Genomic DNA, 21651 nt, shown 5'->3' on the forward strand with positions numbered 1-21651 from the left:
ATCAAGCCAAACGTGCGCGGTGGCGGGCCAGTTGGGCACGCACCTGGGCCGGGGCCGTACCACCCAGCGTGTTGCGGGCGTTGAGCGAGCCGCGCAGGCTCAGGCACTCATACACGTCCTTTTCGATCTGCGGGTGAAAGCCCTGCAGCACGTTCAGGGGCAGCTCGGACAAATCGCAGTTGTGCGAGGTGGCGGCCTTCACGGCATGGGCCACGGTTTCGTGCGCGTCGCGGAAGGGCAGGCCCTTCTTCACCAGGTAGTCGGCCAGGTCGGTCGCCGTGGCGTAGCCCTTGAGCGCGGCCTGCTCCATCGCGGGCGCATTCACGGTGATGCCGCCTTCCTTCTTGCCGGTGGCAGGGTTCAGCTGGCCGCCCACCATTTCGGCAAAGATGCGCAGCGTGTCCTTGAGCGTGTCCACGGTGTCGAACAGCGGCTCTTTGTCTTCCTGGTTGTCCTTGTTGTAGGCCAGGGGCTGGCCCTTCATCAGCGTGATCAGGCCCATCAGGTGACCGACCACGCGGCCGGTCTTGCCGCGTGCGAGTTCGGGCACGTCGGGGTTCTTCTTCTGGGGCATGATCGACGAGCCGGTGGTGAAGCGGTCGGCGATCTTGATGAAGCCGAAGTTCTGGCTCATCCAGATGATGAGTTCTTCCGACAGGCGGCTCACGTGCACCATGCACAGGCTGGCGGCGGCGGTGAATTCGATGGCGAAGTCGCGGTCGCTCACGGCGTCCAGGCTGTTCTGACACACCATGGGAGACCCGTTCGCATCCACCATGCCCAGCGTCTTGGCCACGCGCTCGCGGTCCAGCGGGTAGGTGGTGCCGGCCAGCGCTGCGCTGCCCAGCGGCAGCACGTTGGTGCGGCGGCGCACGTCGGCCATGCGCTCGGCGTCGCGCTTGAACATTTCCACATAGGCGAGCATGTGGTGGCCAAAGCTCACGGGCTGGGCCACCTGCAGGTGGGTGAAGCCGGGCAGGATCACCTCCACGTTTTGTTCGGCCACATCGACCAGCGACACCTGCAGCTCTTTGAGCAGGTCGCCAATCAAATCAATCTCGCCGCGCAGCCACAGGCGCACGTCCGTGGCCACCTGGTCGTTGCGGCTGCGGCCGGTGTGCAGGCGCTTGCCTGCGTCGCCCACCAGCTGGGTCAGGCGGGCTTCAATGTTCAGGTGCACGTCTTCCAGGTCCAGCTTCCACTCGAAGGCGCCGGACTCGATTTCCGACGTGATCTGGGCCATGCCGCGCTGGATGGAGGCGTAGTCTTCGGCACCGATGATGCCCTGCGCCGCCAGCATTTCGGCATGCGCCAGGCTGCCTGCAATGTCGGCCTGCCACAGGCGCTTGTCAAAGAAAACGCTGGAGGTATAGCGCTTGACCAGGTCGCTCATGGGCTCGGAAAACAACGCAGACCAGGCCTGGGCCTTGGTGTCAAGCTGGTTGTGGGATGGCGCAGACGCGGCGTTGTTGGCTTGGCTGGAGGACATGGGAGGGCAATAATTGGATGGTTCAGACACCCGGACTGCCCGGATGCCGCAATGCAAAACACCCAAATTTTATCGACCCCGCCCCCCGCTCCGGCACAAGCGCCCTCTTTTGGGCCTGCGCAGCCGTCTGCGCAAGGGGGCAAAGCACCTGCGGGACGGGCTTTGGTGTTTGACGCCTGCCAGCTGGGCGTGGTGCTGCGCGCCGTGCTGTTTGTGGAAGCCGTAGTGGGTGTGGGCACCATGTTCGGGGCCGAGACCTTTTACCAGTGGCTGGCCAATGTGGCCCTGATCACTGGAGGTGCCCTGCCCGCCACGCTGGCCTGGCTGGGCACGGCCTGCAGCATGAAAACGATGCTGCAGCGCCTGGGCACCGCCCACCAGTACACCGCGGGGGTGTTGCTGGGGGCGCTGGCAGGGGCCTATGCCTGCGCCATGCTCAAGCTGGCTGGGGTGGCCCCAGGCACCTCGCCCTGGCTAGCGAGCGCGGCCTCTGGGGCACTGCTGGCGGCCATGCTGGTGGCAGCGCTGGTGCTGCGCGCACGGGGCCGCACACCCGCAGCCACCACAGCGCGCCTCACGGAGCTGCAGTCGCGCATTCGCCCGCATTTTTTGTTCAACACCCTCAACAGCGCCATTGCCCTGGTACGCGAAGAGCCCGCCAAGGCCGAGTCGCTGCTGGAGGACCTGAGCGACCTGTTCCGGCACGCCCTTGTCGAACAGGGCGAATCGGTCACGCTGGCCGAAGAAATCACCCTGGCCAAGCGCTACCTGGCCATTGAAGAAGTGCGCTTTGGCCACCGACTGCAAGTGCAATGGAACCTGGACCCACGCACTGATGCCGCTCGACTGCCACCACTGCTGCTGCAGCCGCTGGTGGAAAACGCGGTCAAGCACGGGGTCGAGCTGAGCCCGCGCGGCGGCAAGCTGCGGGTGCTGACCGAACTGCGCGGCAGCCGCGTGGTGGTGCGCATCACCAACACTTTGCCGCCGTCGCACATCAAGACAGAAGGAATGTCGCGCGGCCACGGCATTGCGCTGGCCAATGTGCGCGCCCGCCTGGCGCTGCTGCACGATGTGCAGGGCGAATTCACCGCCGGGGTGCAGGATGGCCTCTACCAAGTGCGCATCACTCTGCCCGTAGAAGGCACCATGCGCCGCGCCCTGAAAGCCGAGCAAGCCCTGGCCGAACGCAAGGCGCAGCGCAAACCGCGCCGCCCCGCCCCCAGGCCCACCTCCAAAAGCCCTGCGCCATGAACATACTGATCGTTGACGACGAAGCCCTGGCCCGAAGCCGCTTGCGCACGCTGCTGAGCGACTGCGCCGACACCCTGCGCACCACCGTGGCCGAGGCCAGCAACACAGGCGAAGCCCTGGGCCTGCTCAGCCCGACAGGGGGGCGCGGGTTTGACGTGGTGCTGCTGGACATCCACATGCCGGGGCAAGACGGCCTTTGCCTGGCCCACGCCATACAGGCCCTGCCGCAGCCGCCTGCCGTGGTGTTCGTCACCGCCCACGCCGACCATGCCGTGAGCGCCTTTGAGCTGGACGCAGTGGACTACCTCACCAAGCCCGTGCGCCGCGAACGCCTGCAGCAAGCACTGGCCAAGGTACAGCGCCTGCAGCGGCCTGCCACCCCGGCCGCCATCTCCACCGTGCCCGAGGGCGAGACCCTGGTCATCCAGGACCGGGGCCGTACCGAGCGCCTGGCGCTGGCCGAAGTGCTGTACTTCAAGGCCGAACAAAAGTACGTCACCGTGCGCACGGCCACCCGCAGCTTCATCATGGATGGCTCGCTGAGCGAGCTGGAGACACGCTACGGCACACGCTTCATGCGCATCCACCGCAACGCGCTGGTGGCCCGCCGCGCACTGCGCGCGCTGGAGAAGCACTACGACCCCGAAGAAGGCGAAGGCTGGGCCGTGCGCCTGCAAGGCTCCACAGAGGTGCTTTCGGTATCGCGCCGGCAAGTGGCGGCGGTGCGTGAGGAGCTCGCGCGATAAGCGCTTTGAAGCACGGAGCCCCTGCGCCAGCGCAAAGCAGCGTGCCAAGCGCCCGGCATAATCGCCCGCCATGCCACTGCCACGCACCTTCTTCCTCTTGCGCCTTGTGCGCCTGTGGGTGCTGGCGTGGTTCGTTGCCTCCATCGGCGTGGCGGTGGCATCGCCGCTGGTGCATCCGCAGTCGCTCGAGGTCATTTGTTCGGGCTCGGGCGCCATCAAATGGCTGGTGCAAACCGACGACGGTGCCGTAGAGATGGGCGCCACGGGCATGGACTGCCCTTTGTGCGTGCAGGCCAACGGGGCACCGCCCCCGGCCCCTGGCCTGCCCCCATTGCCCACCAGCCCGCTGGCCCACGCAGTGCAACCGGTGCCTGCAGCGCGCATCGCCGCAGCCACTGCGGCGCCGCTGCCAGCGCGCGGCCCGCCTTCCTTCCTCTGATCCGTTCGCTTTCTGCGCGCACCTGACGGCCCTGCCGTCGGGGCCAGCAGGCCTTCGTTCGTTTGCACGGCAGGCCCCCACGGCAGCCCCAGTAGCCATCCTGGGCGCCGCGGTTGGCGGCACTGCCGTTTTCAGAGTGCTTTTTTCATGTCGTCCATTGCTTCGCGCCGCGCTGCGGCTATGGGTGCCGCTGCGCGCCTGCCCCTTTTGAATGCCCCTCTTTGCACCCGCAAGGAGCCGCCCAACCCACGGAGCCCTCTGAGGCCCCCGGGCCCATTGAGCCCCCTCAGTGCCAGCCTTTCGGTGGCACTGGCCCTGTTGCCAATACTGGTCGCCCCCACCGCCCAGGCCCAAAACGCGACAGCGGCAGAAACAACCCCCGCCCTGCCTGTGGTGGAGGTGATGGGCAGCGGCGCCACGGCCAACGGCAAGCTCCATCTGGACACCCCCGTGGACACCGGCAGCCGCTTGGGCCTGACAGCGCGAGAAAACCCGGCCTCCGTCACCGTGGTGGACCGATCCACCATCGATGCACGCGGCGCGCAGAACACGCAAGAGATCCTGCGGGCCATCCCTGGCGTGGTGGCGCACAACGCCCCGGGCTCCATGGCCGCGCACTACCGGGGGTTTACCGCCAACTCGGTGGCGCAGCTCTACAACGGCATCAACCCGCAGTACGGCAGCGCCACGCGCGCGGTCGACAGCTGGATCTATGACCGCGTCGAAGCCATCGGCGGCGCGTCCAGCTTCCTGTACGGCTCGGGCGGCGTAGGCGGCTCCATCAACTACATCACCAAGACGGCCGAGCGCAGCGACTTTGCCGAAGGGCAGGTGCGCCTGGGCTCGTACGGCCTGAAAGAGGTGTCCGTGGGGCTGAACCGCCGAATCGCAGGCGGCGAACAAAGCGCGAGCCCAGCGCACTATGCACGCATCGACATCAACCACCGCGACGCAGGCAGCTGGACCCACGGCACCCAAACCCAGGCCACGCAGCTGGCAACCTCGCTGCTGTCGGACCTGGGCGGCGGCCTCACCCACACCCTGGCCTACGAGTACCAGAAGGACCATGTGGACCGCCCCTACTGGGGCACGCCAGTGCTGAACCCCGCCGTGGGCGCGCTGGCCATTGACCCGGCCACGCGCTTTCAGAACTACAACAGCGCCGACGGCATGTACGAGCACCGCGTGCAGTGGCTGCGCTCGGTAGCGCAATGGCGCGTGTCCGACGCGCTGCAGCTCAAGAACACGCTGTATGCCTACGACGCGCTGCGCGACTACCGCAACGTGGAGATCTACACCTTCAACGCCACCAACACAGCCGTCACCCGCACATCGCCCTATCTGCAGCGCCACGACCAGCAGCTGGTGGGCAACCGCCTGGAAGGCAACTACCAAGGCCAGCTGGCGGGCCACAAAAGCGACTGGGCCTTTGGCCTGGACGTGAGCGTGAACAAACAGACGCGCTTCCCGCTCGGCCCCTCGGTCACGGTAGGAACGGTCAACCCCTACCACTTCTCCACCGAGAACTTCTTCGACATCCCGGGCATGTCGCCCTTGTGGAGCCCCGACAAGGACAACAAGATCACCAACACCGCGCTGTACCTGGAAAACCGCACGGCCGTGGTGCCCGGCGTGAACCTGGTCACCGCGTTGCGGCACGAGCGCATTGCACTGGACCTGGTGAACCGCCGCGCCGTGACGGCCACCGCACCCGCCACCTTTAGCCGCAGCTACCACCCCACCACCGGCCGCCTGGGTGTGGTGTGGGACATTGCCCCTGGCGCCAACCTGTACGCGCAGGCCTCCAACGCAGCCGACCCACCCTCGGGCTCGCTGGCATCGGCCTCGTTTGCCGATGTGCGCAACAACAGCGAGCTGACCACGGGCCGCCAGGTCGAGGTGGGCAGCAAGTTCGACTTCTGGGGTGGCAAGGGCAGCGCCACGGTGGCGGTGTTTGACATCCGGCGCAAGAACATGGCCTCGCAAGACCCGTCCAACCCGAACCTCACGGTGCTGGTGGGCGAGCAGTCATCCAAGGGGGTGGAACTGTCAGCGGGCATCCGCCCCACGCCGCAGTGGCAACTGCAGGGCAACCTGTCGCTGATCCGCGCGCGGTATGAGAACTTTGTGCAGGGCGGCGTCTCGCGCGCAGGCAACGTGCCGCAGCTGGTGCCACAGCAAGTGGCCAACCTGTGGGCGTCCTATGCCATCACACCCACCGTCACGGCGAGCGCAGGGGTACGCCATGTGGGCAAGGTGTATGGCAACGCAGCCAACACCAAGTTCTGGCCGTCGTACACGCTGCTGGACCTGGGGCTGGCCTGGAAGATCAACAAGACCACCACGCTCACGGGCCGCGTGCGCAATGCCACCGACCGCCTCTACGCAGAAGAGACACGCGACCAGGTCTACCTGGGCGCACCGCGCACGCTGGACGTGACGCTGCACACCGCGTTTTAAAGGCAAAGGCTCACCATGCGGCACGCCAAACGCTGGCTCTATCTGGTTCACCGCTGGCTGGGGGTGCTGCTGTGCAGCTTCTTTGCCATGTGGTTCGTCTCCGGCTTGGTGATGATGTACGTGGGCTACCCCAAGCTCACGCACACCGAGCGCCTGGAACACCTGCCGCCCTTGCGTGGCGTGCCTGTGGCGCTGGAGCCCACTCAGGCGCTGCAAGCGGCCGCTTTGGCAGGCCCGTTGCAGGAGTTGCGCCTGGCCGTGGCCAGCGGCGGGCGGGCGGTGTACCTGGCCACGCCAGCAGCACCCGACGAGGGCGCGCAAGGCAAACGCCCCCGCAATACAGCCCCGGTGGTCATCGATGCCAACACCGGCGCCGTGCTGCGCGAGGTATCAGCCGAGCACGCCATGGCTTCGGCCCAAGCCTTTGCTAAGGCCAGTGCAGGCGGGGCCATGCCACGCCATTTGGGGCAGATAGACGAGGACGCCTTCACCCACTCACGGGCGCTGGACATGCACCGCCCTCTGCATGTGCTGGCCTTGCCCGATGAGGCAGGCACCTGGCTCTACGTGTCAGGCACCACGGGCGAGGTGGTGCGCGATGCCCCACGCACCGAACGGCTCTGGAACTACGTTGGCACCTGGGTCCATTGGCTCTACCCCCTGCGCGGCAACGCCTTCAACGCCTACTGGGCCGACATCGTGAACTGGCTGTCCATCGCCGGCACGGTACTGGCCCTCACCGGCACGGTGGTTGGCGTGCTGCGCTGGCGCTTTGCAGGCCCGCGCTACAAAAGCGGGGCCCGCTCGCCCTACCCCGGTGCCATGCTGCGCTGGCACCACACGGTGGGCCTGCTGTTTGCGCTGGTGACCATCACCTGGATCTTCAGCGGCCTCATGTCCATGAACCCCTGGAAGGTGTTTGACAGCGGCGCCCCCGCCTTGCGCACTGGGGGCATGCAGGGTGGACCGCTGCAGATCAGCACTGCGACAAACACGCCGCTGGCTTCGGTGCAGGCCCTGCTGGCCAACGCCACCCCGAATACCCGTGAACTGCGCTGGGTGCGCACCGCAGGCCACACCCTGGTGCAGGCCTGGGGCCCCACCAGTGCGCCCACTGTGCTGAATGCCGCCACCGCACAGCGCTACACCCTGGAGCCCGAAGCCCTGGCCGCCGCCGCTGCGCGCCTGCTGGATGCACCGGTACAACGCATCGAAACCCTGACCGACTACGACCTGCATTACTACGACCGCGCCGCCCACACCATGACCGGCGGCACCGACAAGCCCCTGCCGGTGCTGCGCGTGGTGTTTGCCGATGCGCATGCCACCTGGGTGCACATGGACCCCCACACCGGCGCCGTGCTGGGCCGCACCGACAGCCACCGGCGCACCAACCGCTGGCTGTTTGGCATGCTGCACAGTTGGGACTGGCTGCCCTTGCTGGAGCGCCGCCCCCTGTGGGATGCTGTGATGATCGTGCTGTGCCTGGGCGGCGCAGCCCTGAGCCTGACTGGCGTGGTGGTGGGCTGGCGGCGGCTGGGACACAAGCTGCGTGCGTGGAGCCCCCCACGGGAAGTACCGGGGAATTCTCTGCTTATCAAACGTGTTTCAAGTGGTTACACTGCGGCCGAATCGCCCATGCGCCCCAGTGCAAGGGCGTCCGGTCCCCCGTCCCAAGCCCCTGGCTTCACCCATCAGAGAAAAACACGATGAAGAAAACCACAACCCTCACGGCCGCCGTGCTCATGACCCTGGCAGCGAGCGTTGCCCTCGCCCAAGGTGGCTACAACCGCCCACCCGCAGACGACAAACAATATGCCCAGTGCCTGGTGTATGCCGACCGCTTGTACGAAGGCGGCAACGAAGCCAGCCCCATCAAAGGCCAGACCAAGGCGCAGGCCTGGTGCACCTGCATGTGGAACGAAACCCCTGATGACTTCAAAGGCAATTTGGTGAAGTTTGCGGAAACCCGCAAAGGCAAGGAAACCAACAAGCTGTGCGAAAAGCACTCTGACTGGAGCGAGTAAGCGCCACGGTGCCCCGGCGCCTGTGCCCAATAAAAAAGCTGCCCCATGGCAGCTTTTTTATTGGGCATTGCAACCAAGCCCTTGCGCCGGTGTGCGCCCCAAACAGCAGCTTAAAATCAGCCACTCACCCCTTGCTGCGCAGCGTACGGCTCAGCAAGATCACCGGCACCAGCCCCACGGCCACCAGCGCCAATGAAGGCAATGCGGCCTCACCCAGGCGCTCGTCGCGCGCCAGCTGGTAGGCCACCACGGCCAGGGTGTCGCTGTTGAAGGGGCGCAGCACCATGGTGGCAGGCAGCTCTTTCATCACGTCCACAAACACCAGCAGCGCGGCGGCAGCGGTAGAGCGGCGCAGCAAGGGCCAGTGCACCCGCGCCATGAGCCCCACACTCCCCATGCCCAGCATGCGGGCGGAGTCGTCCAAGCTGGCCGGTATGCGCGCATAGCCGCTTTGCACCGACTGCAGCGCCACCGCACAAAAGCGCACCAGGTACGCCCACACGATGCCCACCGCCGTGGCCGTGACCAGGGCACCAATGCCCCACTGCGGCGCCGCCGCCTGCAGCCAGCCCACGGGCAGCAGCAAGCCCACCACAATCACAGCGCCCGGCACGGCATAACCCAGGCTGGCCAGCTGCACCACGCCACGCGTCACTCCATCGGGGCGGCGGCGCACGGCAAAGGCCAGCACCAGGGCCAGGGCCACGGCGATGGCAGACGTGATGCCCCCCAGGCGCACGCTGTGCCAGGCCCACTCCACAAACCGGTCCCACGGCAGCACCGACCAATCGGCCGCCAGCGGGCGCAGCATGAACACGATGGGTGCCACAAAACCCATGAGCACAGGCACCACGCACACCACCCAGGCCAGCACGCGCGAGCCGCCGCGCAGCACCAGCGGCTGCGCCTCGGACGAGCCAGCACGCCCCACACCTCCGGCGGCAAAGCGCATGCGCTTTTGGGCCCGGTGCTCCAGGTGCAGCAGGGCCAGCACCACCACCAGCAGCATGGTGGCCAGCTGCGCGGCTGCCAGGCGGTTGTCCATCGACAGCCAGGCTTTGTAGATGCCGGTGGTGAAGGTTTGGATGCCGAAGTAGCTGGCCACGCCAAAGTCGGCCAGGGTTTCCATCAGCACCAGTGCCACCCCCGCCGCCACCGCCGGGCGGGCCAGGGGCAGGGCCACAGCGCGGATGCGGCGCGGCAGCGGCGCGCCCAGCAGGCGGGCCGCCTCCATGAGCTGCGCAGCGCGCTCACCCAACGCCGTGCGCGCCAGCAAGTACACATAGGGATACAGAGCGAAGATGAACACCCACACCGCGCCGCCCAGGCTGCGCACCTCGGGCAGCAGGCGCCCCTCCAGCCCAAAGGCGTTGCGCAGGCCCACCTGCAGCGGGCCGCTGAACTGCAGAAAGTCGGTGTACGCATAGGCCGTGACATAGGCCGGCATGGCCAAGGGCAGCAGCAGCAGCCATTCAAAAGTGCGGCGCCCGGGAAAATCAAACAGCGTCACCGCCGCCGCGGCGCCCGTGCCCACCACGGCCGCGCCCAGGGCGACCATCACACTCAGCCACAGCGTGGTGACAACATAGCCCGGCAACACGGTGGCGGCCATTTCGCGCAGGATGCTGCCCGCCTGGGCATCGCCTTGCCCCCAAGGCAACCAGGATGCCAAAACAGCCAGCACCGGCAAGGCGAGCACGCCAGCGAGCAGGATCAAAGCCAGGGAACTTAAAGCAAAGGGGCTGCGGCGCAAAGCAAACAATCTGTGGAAACGAGGTGAGAAGGCAGCGGCCATAGCCGCCCGCTTGCGCGGCAAAGCCCGTGTGAGCACCGCAATGGCATGGATGCAAATGCGAATTTTAAGCATTCGCCCCCAGCCACCTAGAATGGCGGCATGTTTTTAGAGGTCTCCCAACTCGATGTGCGCTATGCGGGCCGCGCACAGGCGGCTGTCCAAGGCGTCTCGCTGGGCCTGCATGCGGGCGATATTGGCGTGCTGATTGGCCCCTCCGGCTGCGGCAAAACCACGCTGCTGCGCGCTGTGGCCGGGCTGGAACCCGTCTCGGGCGGCGAGATCCGGCTGACCAAGGAAGTGGTGGGCAGCGCCACGCGCAGCGTGCCGCCCGAACAGCGCCGCATTGGCATGGTGTTCCAGGACTACGCACTGTTCCCCCACCTCTCGGTGGGCCGCAATGTGGCCTTTGGCATCCACCAATTGCCGCGTGCCCAGCAAGCGGCGCGCGTGGCCGAGGTGCTGGAGCTGGTGGGCTTGGCAGGCAGCGAAAACCGCTACCCCCACGAGCTATCGGGCGGCCAGCAACAGCGTGTGGCCCTGGCCCGGGCGCTGGCGCCCCGCCCCCAGCTCATGCTGCTGGACGAGCCTTTCTCCAACCTCGACGTAGACCTGCGCGAGCGCCTGGCGCACGAGGTGCGCGGCATCCTCAAGGCGGCCGGGGCCACCGCGCTGTTCGTCACCCACGACCAGTTCGAGGCCTTTGCCATTGGCGATGTGATTGGCGTGATGCACGAAGGCCACCTGCACCAGTGGGACGACGCCTACACCCTGTACCACCGCCCGGCCACCCGCTTTGTGGCCGACTTCATTGGCCACGGTGTGTTTGCCCCGGCCACGCTGGTGCAGCGCGGCAGCAATGTGGTGGCCCAAACCCCCCTGGGTGATTTGACCGACCTGGCCGAATGCCCCCTGCCCAGCAGCTACCCCGGCGGAGAGTGCGACGTGCTGCTGCGCGCCGACGACATCGTGCACGACGACCAGGCCCCCGTGCAGGCGCAAATCGTGCGCAAGGCGTTCCGAGGCTCGGAGTTTTTGTACACCCTGCAACTGGGCAGCGGCCTGCAGGTGATGGCCCATGTGCCCAGCCACCACGACCACGCCGTGGGCGAGTGGATCGGCATCAAGGCGCAGGTGGACCACGTGGTGACGTTTGCGCGCGGGTAAGGCAGCGCGCTGCGGATGCCAGCCCCCCGCATTTGCCCTGGACTGACCGTCGTGCGACGGCCCACCAGCTGCGTATAGACTTCGACCAAGCCCCTTGCAACGACCCAGGTCTTGGACACCCGAATGGCAGAACTTCTTTTGTGGCTTGCCGTGCATATGCTGCGTGCAGCAGGTGGCCCACTGTATGCATGGCTGTTTTGCGGGCCTGCAAAAAGAAAGTTACGCAAACAAGGCTCAAGGCACCTCAGAGCCTTGTCAGTGCCTTCCAATCTGCCTGGCTACGCACTCATGGGGAGAGAGGTGCAAGTGCTGCGCACGCGGGAATCGTTCACGTTTGACGCGCACTTTGTCCTGCAATACCAGTGCATACGCGTGCTGAAAAACTTGCACGGTATCTGCTTTTACTACCGCTTTCAAAGCGACGGATCGGCGCTGATCAAACCTATTCCTGAGGGCACCGCCAAAGTCCTTCTGAAGGGCAAGAAGCCCCGACGTCCAGCGCCACTCGCCGCTCCAAGTTTCACCCGGTCTTGATCCAACCGTTGCGCATTGGGGTGCCAACGGGCTTGACTCGGCCAAAAGCAAACAAATTGTCACAAATGGCAGGCTCAATACCTCTGGGCGATGTTGCCCGTTGAGCCCCCTGCCTGCACACCACAGTGCTGGTGCGCAGCCTGCTGCCACCAGCGGCCGAGCGATGCACCTCAAGGGGGGCGAAAGCACCTGCCATGACCGCTTTTGTTGACACCCGTCCACGCACCACCAACATCCTGGGCCGCCGCCTGCTGGCCACTTTCATCGCTGTTCTGCTGCTCACGCTGGCGGGCTCGGCCATAGGTATCTGGTCGCTGCGCACGATCGATGCGGCCACCCGCCACGCTATCGAAGACAACGTGGTGACCGAGCGCCTGGTGGCCGACGCCTACCGACTGCAGTCCATCAATGCCGAGCGCTACAAGGCCATGGCCTTGAGCTCCGAGCCTGAAGTGGGCGAGATTCTGGCGGCCGACATTGGCCGCACCCAGGCCCAGTACAGCGACCTGATTGCCCAACTGGCCAGCCGCCTGCAGGCCCCTGCTGAGCAGGCCTTGCTGACCGACACCCAGACCAAAGCGCAGGATTTTCAGGCCGCCGTGAAGGAGCTGGTGACCGCCCGCGACTTTGGCCTGACCGAGCGCATCCGCAAGGTGTTTGCCGAGCGCTTTGAGCCCAGCGCCGCTGCCCTGCTGGGCGCCCTCCAGCAGTTGGGCCAGTCGCAACGCAATGCCATTGACGCGGCAGGCGCCCACATCGCCCAGAGCAGCCACAACGCCCAGTGGGCGCTGGCCCTGTTTTGCACGGCGGCGCTGTTGCTGGGCAGCGTGCTGACCTGGTGGCTGGTGCGCAGCATCTCGCGCCCCATCGGCGTGGCCAGCGCTACGGCGCAGCGGGTCTCCAGCCTGGACCTGCGCCAGGACATTGCGGGCCACGAACGGGACGAAGCGGGCCAGCTGCTGCTGGCGCTCAACTCCATGCAGGAAGCCCTGCGCACGCTGGTGACGCAGGTGCGCCACTCGGCCCACAACGTGCGCCTAGCAGCCCACGAAATGGCACAGGGCAATGCCGACCTGTCGGAGCGCACCGAGGGCACGGCATCGAGCCTGCAAGAGACAGCGGCCGCGCTGGAGCAGGTGACACAGCGCCTGCAGCAATCCACCGAAACCGCCCAGCGCGCAGAGCAGATGGCCAGCCAGGCATCGGCCGTGGCCCAGGAAGGCGGCGCTGCAATGGCCCAAATCATCGAGACCATGCAGGGCATCCAGCGGTCATCGCGCAAGGTGGAAGAGGTCACGGGGGTGATCGACAGTATTGCCTTCCAGACCAACATCCTGGCGCTGAACGCCGCCGTGGAAGCCGCCCGCGCTGGCGAGGCAGGCCGTGGCTTTGCCGTGGTGGCGGCCGAGGTGCGCCAGCTGGCCATGCGTGCGGGCGCTGCCGCCCGCGAGATCAAAGGGCTGATCGCCTCATCAGCCCACAGCGTGGAAGCCGGCACCACCCTGGTCAACGGCGCGGGCCACACCATGGGGCATATCGTGGAGTCGATCCGCAACGTGGCGGGCATGATCAGCGACATCAGCGCCGCCACCCATTCGCAAACCCGCGACATCCACGACATCAACACCGCCGTGGCGCGGCTGGACGAGATGACGCAGCAAAACTCGGCCCTGGTGGAGGAGTCTGCTGCCGCATCGGAAGGGCTGCGCCACCAGGCCAATGACCTGACGCACCTGATCAGCCAGTTTGTATTGCCTGCGGAGCGGGCCGAGCCGCTTCAGGTGCGCGATCCGTTGCGCAATCAGATACGTAACGGGCTGCCCGCACTGCCAAGGCCTTGAACGCGGACAGCCCAGCGGGCACGTCCAGCACACGCCCCATGCGCAGGGCCCACTGCAAGCCCACGCTCCATCCACGAATGCGTGGGCCTATCCGCGTGTGAGTCCGCAGGGCCCAGCACGCTGTTCAGGACTTTGCCTTGCGCTCCAGGGCCTCAATACCAGACCAGCTCACCTGCGCCAGCAACGCTTGCAGCGCCTGCACATCCATGTAGTCGGCACGCGCACTGAGCACGACGCCGTTCTTCAGAACCACATCGAACTCTGCGTGGCTGTTGTCCTTGTGGTAGCGCTGACGCAAAGTGCGACCGCCCTCTTGCCAAGTCTTTTCCACACGCACTTCGTCTTCTTTTTCTGACTGGCCCATGCCTGCAGCCATCGCGGCCATCTGGCCCAGCGCTCCTGCATCGGTGATCTCTACCTTCACTTGCCGGTCACCCTGGGTGTAGGTGGCGCTGGCGTGGCTTGTGGGCAGGCCCAATGCTGCGCCGTCTTGCACTTCCAGTGCGGTGCGCGGCATGCCACCCAATTGCTGTGGCAAGGCCGCTTTCAGGCTCTGCGCGGGCAGCGCTTCGCTGTTTTGCGCTTTCTCCATCTGGCGTGCAGCCTCTTGCATCTTCTGGCTGGCTGCCTCCAAGCCTGCGACATCCACCGAGACTTTGCCGGAAGGGGTGCTCACCGTCATGCCCCCAGCCCCGCCAAGCGCCACAGAGGGGCCGTGCGAGCGCGTGAAAAGGGAGCTGACCCCCATCATCAACAGCCCCATCACGATGGCGGCCACCACCACCACGGCCGTGTAGGGCAGTGATTTGTCCGGGGCACTTTTCATCAGCACAGGCAAGCCGGTGTAGAGCAGGTAAAACGAATACAAGGCCGCCAGCAGGCCGAGTATGGACAGCGCAGGCAACAGGGTGAAAACACCGCCCACAAAGGCGGCGGTCATGGAGTAGGCCGCCAGCTTGAGGGCCTGGATCTGGCTCTTTTGCCCGCCGAAAGTCGGTGCCAGCGCATCAACGATCAGCCCAAGGACAAAGACACCCACCAGGCTCAGCGCATACGACAGCACCATGTTGACCAGGCCTGAGACCAGGGGCACGCGCACAGACACCCCGAACACGCTGAAACCAATCAACGACATCCCCACAAAGCCACACAGTGCGGGGATGAGCGCCAGCGGCATGACATAGCCCTTGAACAGGCTGAGCGTATCGGTGGGCTCCGCCTCGATGGTGCCCCAGGCTTGCTGGGGCTGGAGCAGAAGGTGCTTGGCGCGGTCAATGATGGATGGCATGTGGCAGGCCCTGGGTTGGCTCGCGAAGAGGCACCACAGGGCCTCATGCGAAGGAAGAAACACACCGCAAGCAGCGCCACAGACCCATGCCACGGACGCTTTGTCTTTGCGCAGGGCGCGGGACAAGGGCTGAGCGGGTGCGATGGACCTGCGCCGCAAGCTGGCGACAGGAAGCGCGGACGATAGCGGACGTTGGCCGCAAAAGCACACGGGTTGCCGCAGTGCGTTGGCAAAACCGTGTAAAAGTGCGCAGGAAGGTGTGCGTCAACCCTGCTGGCGCAGCCCGTCCACCACAGCCTGCAGGTGGAGCGCCCATGCGCGGCGGTCACGGCCCTGAGGGGTTTCGGGCTCGCCGTAAGTCACCACGGCCTCGATGGCGGGGGCGCTGAGCGTGCGCCAGATGGAGCCGAGCAGGGTTTCGTCGCCGATGTAGCTGGGCGCAAAACTCGTGGCGCCGCTGGCAAGGTCCACAAACCGGAGCCCCACAGGCTGCACCGGCGCATTGGCCACCACTGCAGCCTGCAGCAAATTGGCATGGAACGGCAGCATGGTGCGGCCGTCACCCGTGGTGCCTTCAGGGAACACCGCCAGCACCTCGTGCCGCTCCAAGGCCTCTTGCATGGTGCGCACCATGCGCATGGCGTCGCGGCGCGAGCTGCGCTCGATGTACAGCGTGCCCGCCGCCGTGGCCAGGGTACCAATCAGTGGCCAGCCTTGCACGTCCGACTTGGAGATGAAACAGCAATGGCGCGCAGCATGCATCACCGGAATATCCAGCCACGAGATGTGGTTGGCCACCAGCATGACGGGCCCACCGACCGGCGGCTGGCCCTGCACCCGCAGCGAAATGCCCACGCAGGCCAGCATCTGCTGCGACCAGGCCTGCACACGGATGTATTGCTGCTCGGGCGTCAGCCGGGGGAACTGCAGGGTGACCACCCACAGCCCCTTGAGCAAATGGCCCAGCAGGCGCAGCATGCGCCAGATGGCACGCAAGGCCTTCATGGTGCGAGCCTGCCTGCGGGTTGCCTACACCGCCGCAATCCCAACTCAGCCTGGCTCACGCTCAAAGGCCACTTGCCCGCCGACCACCGTGGCGCGCACGCTGCCGGGCAGCTCGTAACCCGAGAAGGGCGTGTGCTTGCCCTGGCTGCGCAGGGCATCGGCATGCACCGTCCATGCGGCCTGGGGGTCGAACACGCACAGGTCGGCCACACCGCCTTCCACGAGCTGGCCCACGCTGGCTTGCAGGGTGCCCAGGGCCGTGCCCAGCACGCGGGCGGGCTCGGCGGTGATGGCGGCCAGCGCGCGCGGCAGCGGCACGCCCTGGTCTTGCGACCACTTGAGCGCCAGCGACAGCAGCAGCTCCAGCCCAGTGGCGCCGGGCTCGGCCTCGGCAAAAGGCAAGGTCTTGGCGTCTTCGTCCACGGGGTTGTGGTCGGACACCAGGGCGTCGATGGTGCCGTCGGCCAGCGCAGCGCTGAGCGCATCGCGGTCGCGCTGCTGGCGCAGCGGGGGCGACAGGCGGGCGCGGCTGTCAAAAAAGCCGATGTCCACGTCCGTGAGGTGCAGCGAGTTGATGCTCACGTCGGCCGTGACCTTGAGGCCATCGGCCTTGGCGCGGCGCACCAGCTCCACACCGGCAGCGCTGCTGATGCGGCACAGGTGCACGCGGGCGCCGGTGGTCTTGAGCAGTTCAAAAATAGTGTGCAGCGCAATCGTCTCGGCCGCCACGGGCACGCCCGACAGGCCCAGGCGCGTGGCCAGCGGGCCACTGGCGGCCACGCCCTTGCCCAGGTGCATCTCTTGCGGGCGCAGCCAGACGGTGTAGCCAAACGTGGCGGCGTACTGCAAGGCACGCTGCAGCACCTGGGTGCTGGCCAAGGGCACTTCGGCCTGGCCAAAGCCCACGCAACCGGACTCGGTCAGCTCGGCCATTTCGGTCAGCACCTCACCTGCCAAGCTGCGCGTGAGGGCGCCCAGTGGGAACAGGCGCGACTGGTGCAGCTTTTCGGCGCGGAACTTGAGCATCTCGACCAGGCCGGGCTCATCGAGCACGGGGTCGGTGTCGGTGTCGGGCGGGCAGACCAGGCTGGTCACGCCCCCGGCCACGGCGGCGGCCATTTCGGATTCGAGCATGCCTTCGTGCTCATGGCCGGGCTCGCGCAGGCGCGCAGCCAGGTCCACCAAACCGGGCAGGACGATGCAGCCCGACGCATCGATGGTGCGGGTGGGTGCGAAATCGGCCGGGGTGCGGTTCAGGCCCACGATGCGGCCCGCCGCCACGGCGACGTCGCCAATCTGGTCAAGGCCCGAGGCGGGGTCGATCACACGGCCGTTCTGGATCAGGATTTTCATGATTTCAAGCCAAATTGGCCGCTAGCGCTTGATGGATAAGCGCTAGCAGCTATTAAATACATAGCATTCACACCGCTCAACATTTTGCCCGGCTATTCGCACCACAGCCGACCGAATGCCAGTGCCACCGTGGAACCGGCTTCGCCGGGCCACTGGGGGCGTCCCCCTTGGGGGAAGACGCGAAGCGGCTCAGGGGGTTAGGCTTCATTTCCGGCAACGATGGACATGACCGCCATGCGCACAGCGATACCGAACGTCACCTGCGGCAGGATCACGCTCTGCTTGCCGTCCACCACGGCGGAGTCGATCTCGACCCCCCGGTTGATGGGGCCAGGGTGCATCACGATGGCGTCGGGCTTGGCCAGCTGCAGCTTCTCCTGCGTGAGACCAAAGCTCTTGAAGTACTCCTGACTGGAGGGCAGCAGCGCACCACTCATGCGCTCGTTTTGCAGGCGCAGGGTGATGATCACATCCGCGTCCTTGATGCCTTCTTCGAGCGTGTGGCACACGCGCACACCCATCTGCGCCATGTCGCTGGGCACCAGCGTGCGCGGGCCCACCACGCGCACTTCGGCGCAGCCCAAGGTGGTGAGGCCGTGGATGTCGGAGCGCGCCACGCGCGAGTGCAGCACGTCGCCCACGATGGCCACCGTGAGGTTTGAAAAGTCTTTTTTGTAGTGGCGGATGGTGTACATGTCCAGCAGCCCCTGCGTGGGGTGGGCATGGCGGCCATCGCCCGCGTTGATCACGTGCACATGGGGCGCTACATGCTGGGCGATCAGGTACGGTGCCCCCGACTCGCTGTGCCGCACCACGAACAGGTCAGCCGCCATGGCCGACAGGTTGGCGATGGTGTCGAGCAACGACTCGCCCTTGCTGGCCGAGCTGCGCGCGATGTCGAGGTTGAGCACGTCGGCCGACAGGCGCTTGGCCGCGATCTCGAACGTGGTGCGCGTGCGGGTGCTGTTCTCGAAGAACAGGTTGAACACGCTCTTGCCGCGCAAGAGGGGCACCTTCTTGACCTCGCGGTCGTTCACGCTCACGAAGTTGGCGGCGGTGTCGAGGATGTGCGTGACGATGTCGCGCGGCAGGCCTTCGATGGAGAGCAGGTGGATCAGCTCTCCGTTCTTGTTGAGTTGGGGGTTGCGCTTGTGCAGCACGGTCACGCCTCCTGGAGTTGGAACTGGAAAGTGCCCTGGTCATTGCGCGCCAGGGCCAGCGACTGGCTGCCTGGCAACGCCACGCGGGCGGCGGCAAAGTCGGCCTGCACCGGCAGCTCGCGCCCGCCCCGGTCCACCAACACGGCCAGGCGCACGCTGGCGGGGCGGCCGTAGTCGAACAGCTCGTTGAGCACGGCGCGGATGGTGCGGCCGGTGTAGAGCACGTCGTCGAGCACCAGCACATCGGCGCCGTTCACGTCGAAGGGCAGCGCCGTTTGCGCACCAGCGGCCAGCCCGCGCTGGGCAAAGTCATCGCGGTGCATGACCGAAGACAACACCCCGGCGGGCCCTTCCAGGCCCAGGTCTTTTTGCAGGCGTTCGGCCAGCCAGGCGCCGCCCGAGGCAATGCCCGCCAGGCGCGTGGTGGGGGTCAGCATGCTGCGCACGCCGCGCAGCAGCTCGCGGTACAGGGCCTCGGCGTCGAGCACGAGGCTGCCGGCCTGGCCGGCAGGAGAAGTCGTCATGGGAGGTTCCTCAAAAACTGTTCCAGGATGATGCAGGCCGAGGCGGCGTCGGCGTCCTTGGCGCCACTGGCGATGGCTTCGGTGGTGCTGTAGCGCTCATCCACCTCAAACACCTGCAGGCCAAAGCGCCCGCGCAGTTGGCGGCCGAACTTCAGGGCACGCTGCGTGTTCTCGTGGCTGGCGCCGTCGGGGTGGTAGGGCACGCCAATCACCAGCGCGTCAGGCTGCCACTCTTTGATGCGCAGGGCCACCTGAGCAAAGCGGGCATCGCCCTCGGCCTTGATGGTCTCTTGCGGGCTGGCGGTGCGCAGCAGTCGGTTGCCCGAGGCCACCCCCGTGCGCTTGAGCCCAAAATCAAAAGCAAGAAAAGTCTGAAACTGCGCGGGAACGGCGGGCTGAACGGGAAGCCCGGTCATGCGTGCCCCGCCTCAGGAGAGAGCATCCAGGCCTGCAGGCCCAGCAAACCCAGGGCCCGGTCATAGCGCTCGGGCACGGGGGTGTCAAAAATCACGGACAAATCCGCGCCGACGGTGAGCCAGGCGTTTTCGGCCAGTTCAGACTCCAGCTGGCCCTCACCCCAGGACGAATAGCCCAGCGTGACCAGCACGCGGCGCGGTCCCGCGCCGGTGGACAGGGCCTCCAGCACATCTTTGGACGTGGTCATCGCCAAGCCGCCTGGGATGGCCATGCTGGACGCGTAGGCCGACTCATCGTTTGCCTCGCTGCCTGCGAGCATGGGCTCGTGCAGCACAAAACCGCGCTCGGTCTGCACCGGGCCGCCCTGAAACACGGGCGTCTGGGTCAGGTCATCGCGGCGCAAGGACAGATCGACCTTGTCAAACAGGCCTTTGAGGGTGATATCGGAGGGTTTGTTGATGATGAGCCCGAGCGCACCGCGTTCGCTGTGCTCGCACAGGTACACCACACTGCGCGCGAAAGACTCATCTTCAAGACCGGGCATGGCGATCAAAAAATGATGCGTCAGGTTGATGGGCGCAGAATCGGAAGACATTGCCCAATTTTAACGGTGAACATGGAGCCTTCTTACGCCACCGGCCTTGTCTGGTTCCGACGCGACCTGCGCGCACTGGACCATGCCGCCCTGTACCACGCACTGACCCAATGCCAGCAAGTGCATTGCGTGTTTGTCTTCGACATCGACATTCTTGCCCCCCTGCCCCGCGCCGACCGGCGCGTGGAGTTCATCCGTGAATCGCTGGTGGAACTGGACGCACACCTGCACGAGCTGAGCGGCCATGGCCAGGGAGGCCTCATCGTGCTGCACGCGGCAGCAGCCGATGCAGTGCCGCAGCTGGCCCAAGCCGTGGGCGCCCAAGCCGTCTTCACCAACCACGACGACGAGCCCCAGGCCCTGCAGCGTGACAGCGCGGTGCGCACCCAGCTGGCGCGCAGCGGCATGGCCCTGCACACCTACAAAGACCACACAGTGCTGGAGCGCGGCGAGGTGCTCACCCAGTCGGGCACGCCATACAGCGTGTTCACCCCCTACAAAAATGCCTGGCTGCGCAAGGTGAACGCGTTTTACCTGAAAAGCTACCCGGTGGAGCGCCACGCGCACCGCCTGGCGCCCCGGCCTGCGGCCCATGCGAAGCCCGTGCCCACGCTGGGCGATATCGGCTTTGAGCCCACGGCGCTGGCGCAGCTGAAGCTGCCCACCGGGAGCCGGGGGGCGCAGCAATTGTTTGACGATTTTCTGCAGCGCATCGAGCGCTACGAGGACACCCGCAACTTTCCCGCAGTGAAGGGGCCGAGCTACCTGAGCGTGCATTTGCGCTTTGGCACCATCTCGCCCCGCTTACTGGCCCGCACCGCACACGCCTTGGCACTGCAGGGCAATCCAGGCGCTACCACGTGGCTGAGCGAGCTGATCTGGCGTGATTTTTACTTCCAAATCCTGTACCACCACCCGCATGTGGTGGAGCACAGCTTCAAGCCCGCCTACGACGCCATTGCTTGGGAGCAAGGCGAGGCAGCCCAGGTGCTGTTCAAAGCCTGGTGCGATGGGCAAACAGGCTACCCCCTGGTCGATGCGGCCATGGCGCAGCTCAACCAGACCGGCTACATGCACAACCGCCTGCGCATGGTGGTGGCCAGTTTTTTGGTGAAGGACCTGGGCATCGACTGGCGCTGGGGCGAGCAGTATTTCGCACAGCAACTCAATGACTTTGATCTGGCCGCCAACAACGGCGGCTGGCAGTGGGCCAGCTCGAGCGGATGTGATGCGCAGCCTTACTTCCGCATCTTTAACCCCGTCAGCCAGAGTGAAAAATTTGACCCGGACGGCAAGTTCATACGCCGCTATCTGCCGCAGCTGGCCCACCTGCGCAACGCCGCGCTGCACGCCCCCTGGGAGGCCAAGCCGCTGGAGTTGCAAGAAGCCGGGGTGAGCCTGGGCCACACCTACCCCCACCCCATCGTGCAGCATGACGAGGCGCGCCAGCGGACGCTGGAGCGCTATGCAGTAGTGAAAGCAGCGACCTCCTAGAGTCCGCGAAGGCAGCAAGGTGGGGCAAAGCCCCACACCAGCCGTATCCCGCCACGCCCATGAAAA

19 protein-coding genes are annotated in these 21651 nt (G+C 66.1%); 10 read left to right on the forward strand and 9 right to left on the reverse strand.

Features of this window, described 5'->3' with window-relative positions; all coding sequences use genetic code 11:
• Position 1 precedes the first annotated feature (1 nt).
• The gene (gene argH, locus EAG14_RS16950) at positions 2-1489 is read right to left on the reverse strand and encodes an argininosuccinate lyase (RefSeq protein ID WP_121729582.1); all 1488 of its coding nucleotides are present in this window, start codon (positions 1487-1489) and stop codon (positions 2-4) included.
• 51 nt (positions 1490-1540) lie between these two features.
• On the opposite strand from argH, the gene EAG14_RS16955 reads away from it, so the two are divergent.
• The 6 genes from EAG14_RS16955 (at position 1541) to EAG14_RS16980 (ending at position 8415) form a co-directional block, all read left to right on the forward strand.
• Positions 1541-2743, forward strand: a complete 1203-nt coding sequence (locus EAG14_RS16955) for a sensor histidine kinase (protein ID WP_121729583.1) — start codon at positions 1541-1543, stop codon at positions 2741-2743.
• A complete protein-coding gene (locus EAG14_RS16960) occupies positions 2740-3489 on the forward strand; it encodes a LytTR family DNA-binding domain-containing protein (protein WP_099740174.1) in 750 nt (249 codons plus the stop codon). The genes EAG14_RS16955 and EAG14_RS16960 overlap by 4 nt, the downstream gene beginning before the upstream one ends.
• A gap of 70 nt (positions 3490-3559) precedes the next feature.
• The gene (locus EAG14_RS16965) at positions 3560-3928 is read left to right on the forward strand and encodes a DUF2946 family protein (protein WP_121729584.1); all 369 of its coding nucleotides are present in this window, start codon (positions 3560-3562) and stop codon (positions 3926-3928) included.
• A gap of 402 nt (positions 3929-4330) precedes the next feature.
• The gene (locus EAG14_RS16970) at positions 4331-6388 is read left to right on the forward strand and encodes a TonB-dependent siderophore receptor (protein WP_240457071.1); all 2058 of its coding nucleotides are present in this window, start codon (positions 4331-4333) and stop codon (positions 6386-6388) included.
• A gap of 15 nt (positions 6389-6403) precedes the next feature.
• Positions 6404-8101 (forward strand): PepSY domain-containing protein, encoded by a 1698-nt coding sequence (locus EAG14_RS16975; protein ID WP_121729585.1) that lies wholly within the window; start codon positions 6404-6406, stop codon positions 8099-8101.
• The gene (locus EAG14_RS16980; protein WP_121729586.1) at positions 8098-8415 is read left to right on the forward strand and encodes a hypothetical protein; all 318 of its coding nucleotides are present in this window, start codon (positions 8098-8100) and stop codon (positions 8413-8415) included. Before EAG14_RS16975 ends, EAG14_RS16980 begins: the two co-directional genes overlap by 4 nt.
• A gap of 124 nt (positions 8416-8539) precedes the next feature.
• Here EAG14_RS16980 and EAG14_RS16985 read toward each other — a convergent pair whose 3' ends face one another.
• The gene (locus EAG14_RS16985; RefSeq protein WP_121729587.1) at positions 8540-10210 is read right to left on the reverse strand and encodes an iron ABC transporter permease; all 1671 of its coding nucleotides are present in this window, start codon (positions 10208-10210) and stop codon (positions 8540-8542) included.
• A gap of 99 nt (positions 10211-10309) precedes the next feature.
• On the opposite strand from EAG14_RS16985, the gene EAG14_RS16990 reads away from it, so the two are divergent.
• The 3 genes from EAG14_RS16990 to EAG14_RS17000 all read left to right on the forward strand — a co-directional run bounded on the left by EAG14_RS16990 (position 10310) and on the right by EAG14_RS17000 (position 13749).
• Complete coding sequence (locus tag EAG14_RS16990; RefSeq protein WP_099658097.1) at positions 10310-11374, forward strand: ABC transporter ATP-binding protein; 1065 nt, start codon at positions 10310-10312, stop codon at positions 11372-11374.
• A gap of 123 nt (positions 11375-11497) precedes the next feature.
• Positions 11498-11908, forward strand: a complete 411-nt coding sequence (locus tag EAG14_RS22910; protein ID WP_162996025.1) for a hypothetical protein — start codon at positions 11498-11500, stop codon at positions 11906-11908.
• 194 nt (positions 11909-12102) lie between these two features.
• Entirely contained in the window at positions 12103-13749 is a 1647-nt protein-coding gene (locus tag EAG14_RS17000) for a methyl-accepting chemotaxis protein (protein WP_121729589.1), read from the forward strand.
• Between the two features lie 124 nt (positions 13750-13873).
• On the opposite strand, the gene EAG14_RS17005 is transcribed toward EAG14_RS17000, so the two are convergent.
• The 7 genes from EAG14_RS17005 to EAG14_RS17035 all read right to left on the reverse strand — a co-directional run bounded on the left by EAG14_RS17005 (position 13874) and on the right by EAG14_RS17035 (position 20091).
• Complete coding sequence (locus EAG14_RS17005; RefSeq protein WP_121729590.1) at positions 13874-15037, reverse strand: Yip1 family protein; 1164 nt, start codon at positions 15035-15037, stop codon at positions 13874-13876.
• Positions 15038-15301: 264 nt separating this feature from the next.
• Entirely contained in the window at positions 15302-16042 is a 741-nt protein-coding gene (locus EAG14_RS17010) for a 1-acyl-sn-glycerol-3-phosphate acyltransferase (protein WP_099740168.1), read from the reverse strand.
• 45 nt (positions 16043-16087) lie between these two features.
• Positions 16088-17395, reverse strand: coding sequence for a dihydroorotase (locus EAG14_RS17015; RefSeq protein WP_121729591.1), 1308 nt, complete (start codon positions 17393-17395; stop codon positions 16088-16090).
• 197 nt (positions 17396-17592) lie between these two features.
• Entirely contained in the window at positions 17593-18555 is a 963-nt protein-coding gene (locus tag EAG14_RS17020; RefSeq protein ID WP_099659029.1) for an aspartate carbamoyltransferase catalytic subunit, read from the reverse strand.
• 2 nt (positions 18556-18557) lie between these two features.
• On the reverse strand, positions 18558-19079 hold the full coding sequence (gene pyrR / locus EAG14_RS17025; RefSeq protein ID WP_121729592.1) for a bifunctional pyr operon transcriptional regulator/uracil phosphoribosyltransferase PyrR: 522 nt from the start codon (positions 19077-19079) through the stop codon (positions 18558-18560).
• Positions 19076-19495 (reverse strand): Holliday junction resolvase RuvX, encoded by a 420-nt coding sequence (ruvX, locus tag EAG14_RS17030; RefSeq protein WP_099740165.1) that lies wholly within the window; start codon positions 19493-19495, stop codon positions 19076-19078. The genes pyrR and ruvX overlap by 4 nt, the downstream gene beginning before the upstream one ends.
• Positions 19492-20091 carry a YqgE/AlgH family protein gene (locus EAG14_RS17035; protein WP_099658090.1) on the reverse strand — a complete coding sequence of 200 codons (600 nt, stop codon included), beginning with the start codon at positions 20089-20091 and terminating at the stop codon, positions 19492-19494. Before EAG14_RS17035 ends, ruvX begins: the two co-directional genes overlap by 4 nt.
• A gap of 21 nt (positions 20092-20112) precedes the next feature.
• On the opposite strand from EAG14_RS17035, the gene EAG14_RS17040 reads away from it, so the two are divergent.
• The gene (locus EAG14_RS17040; protein WP_121729593.1) at positions 20113-21585 is read left to right on the forward strand and encodes a deoxyribodipyrimidine photo-lyase; all 1473 of its coding nucleotides are present in this window, start codon (positions 20113-20115) and stop codon (positions 21583-21585) included.
• The last annotated feature ends 66 nt before the right edge of the window (positions 21586-21651 follow it).

The organism is Acidovorax sp. 1608163, assembly GCF_003669015.1.
Taxonomy (GTDB): Bacteria; Pseudomonadota; Gammaproteobacteria; order Burkholderiales; family Burkholderiaceae_C; genus Acidovorax.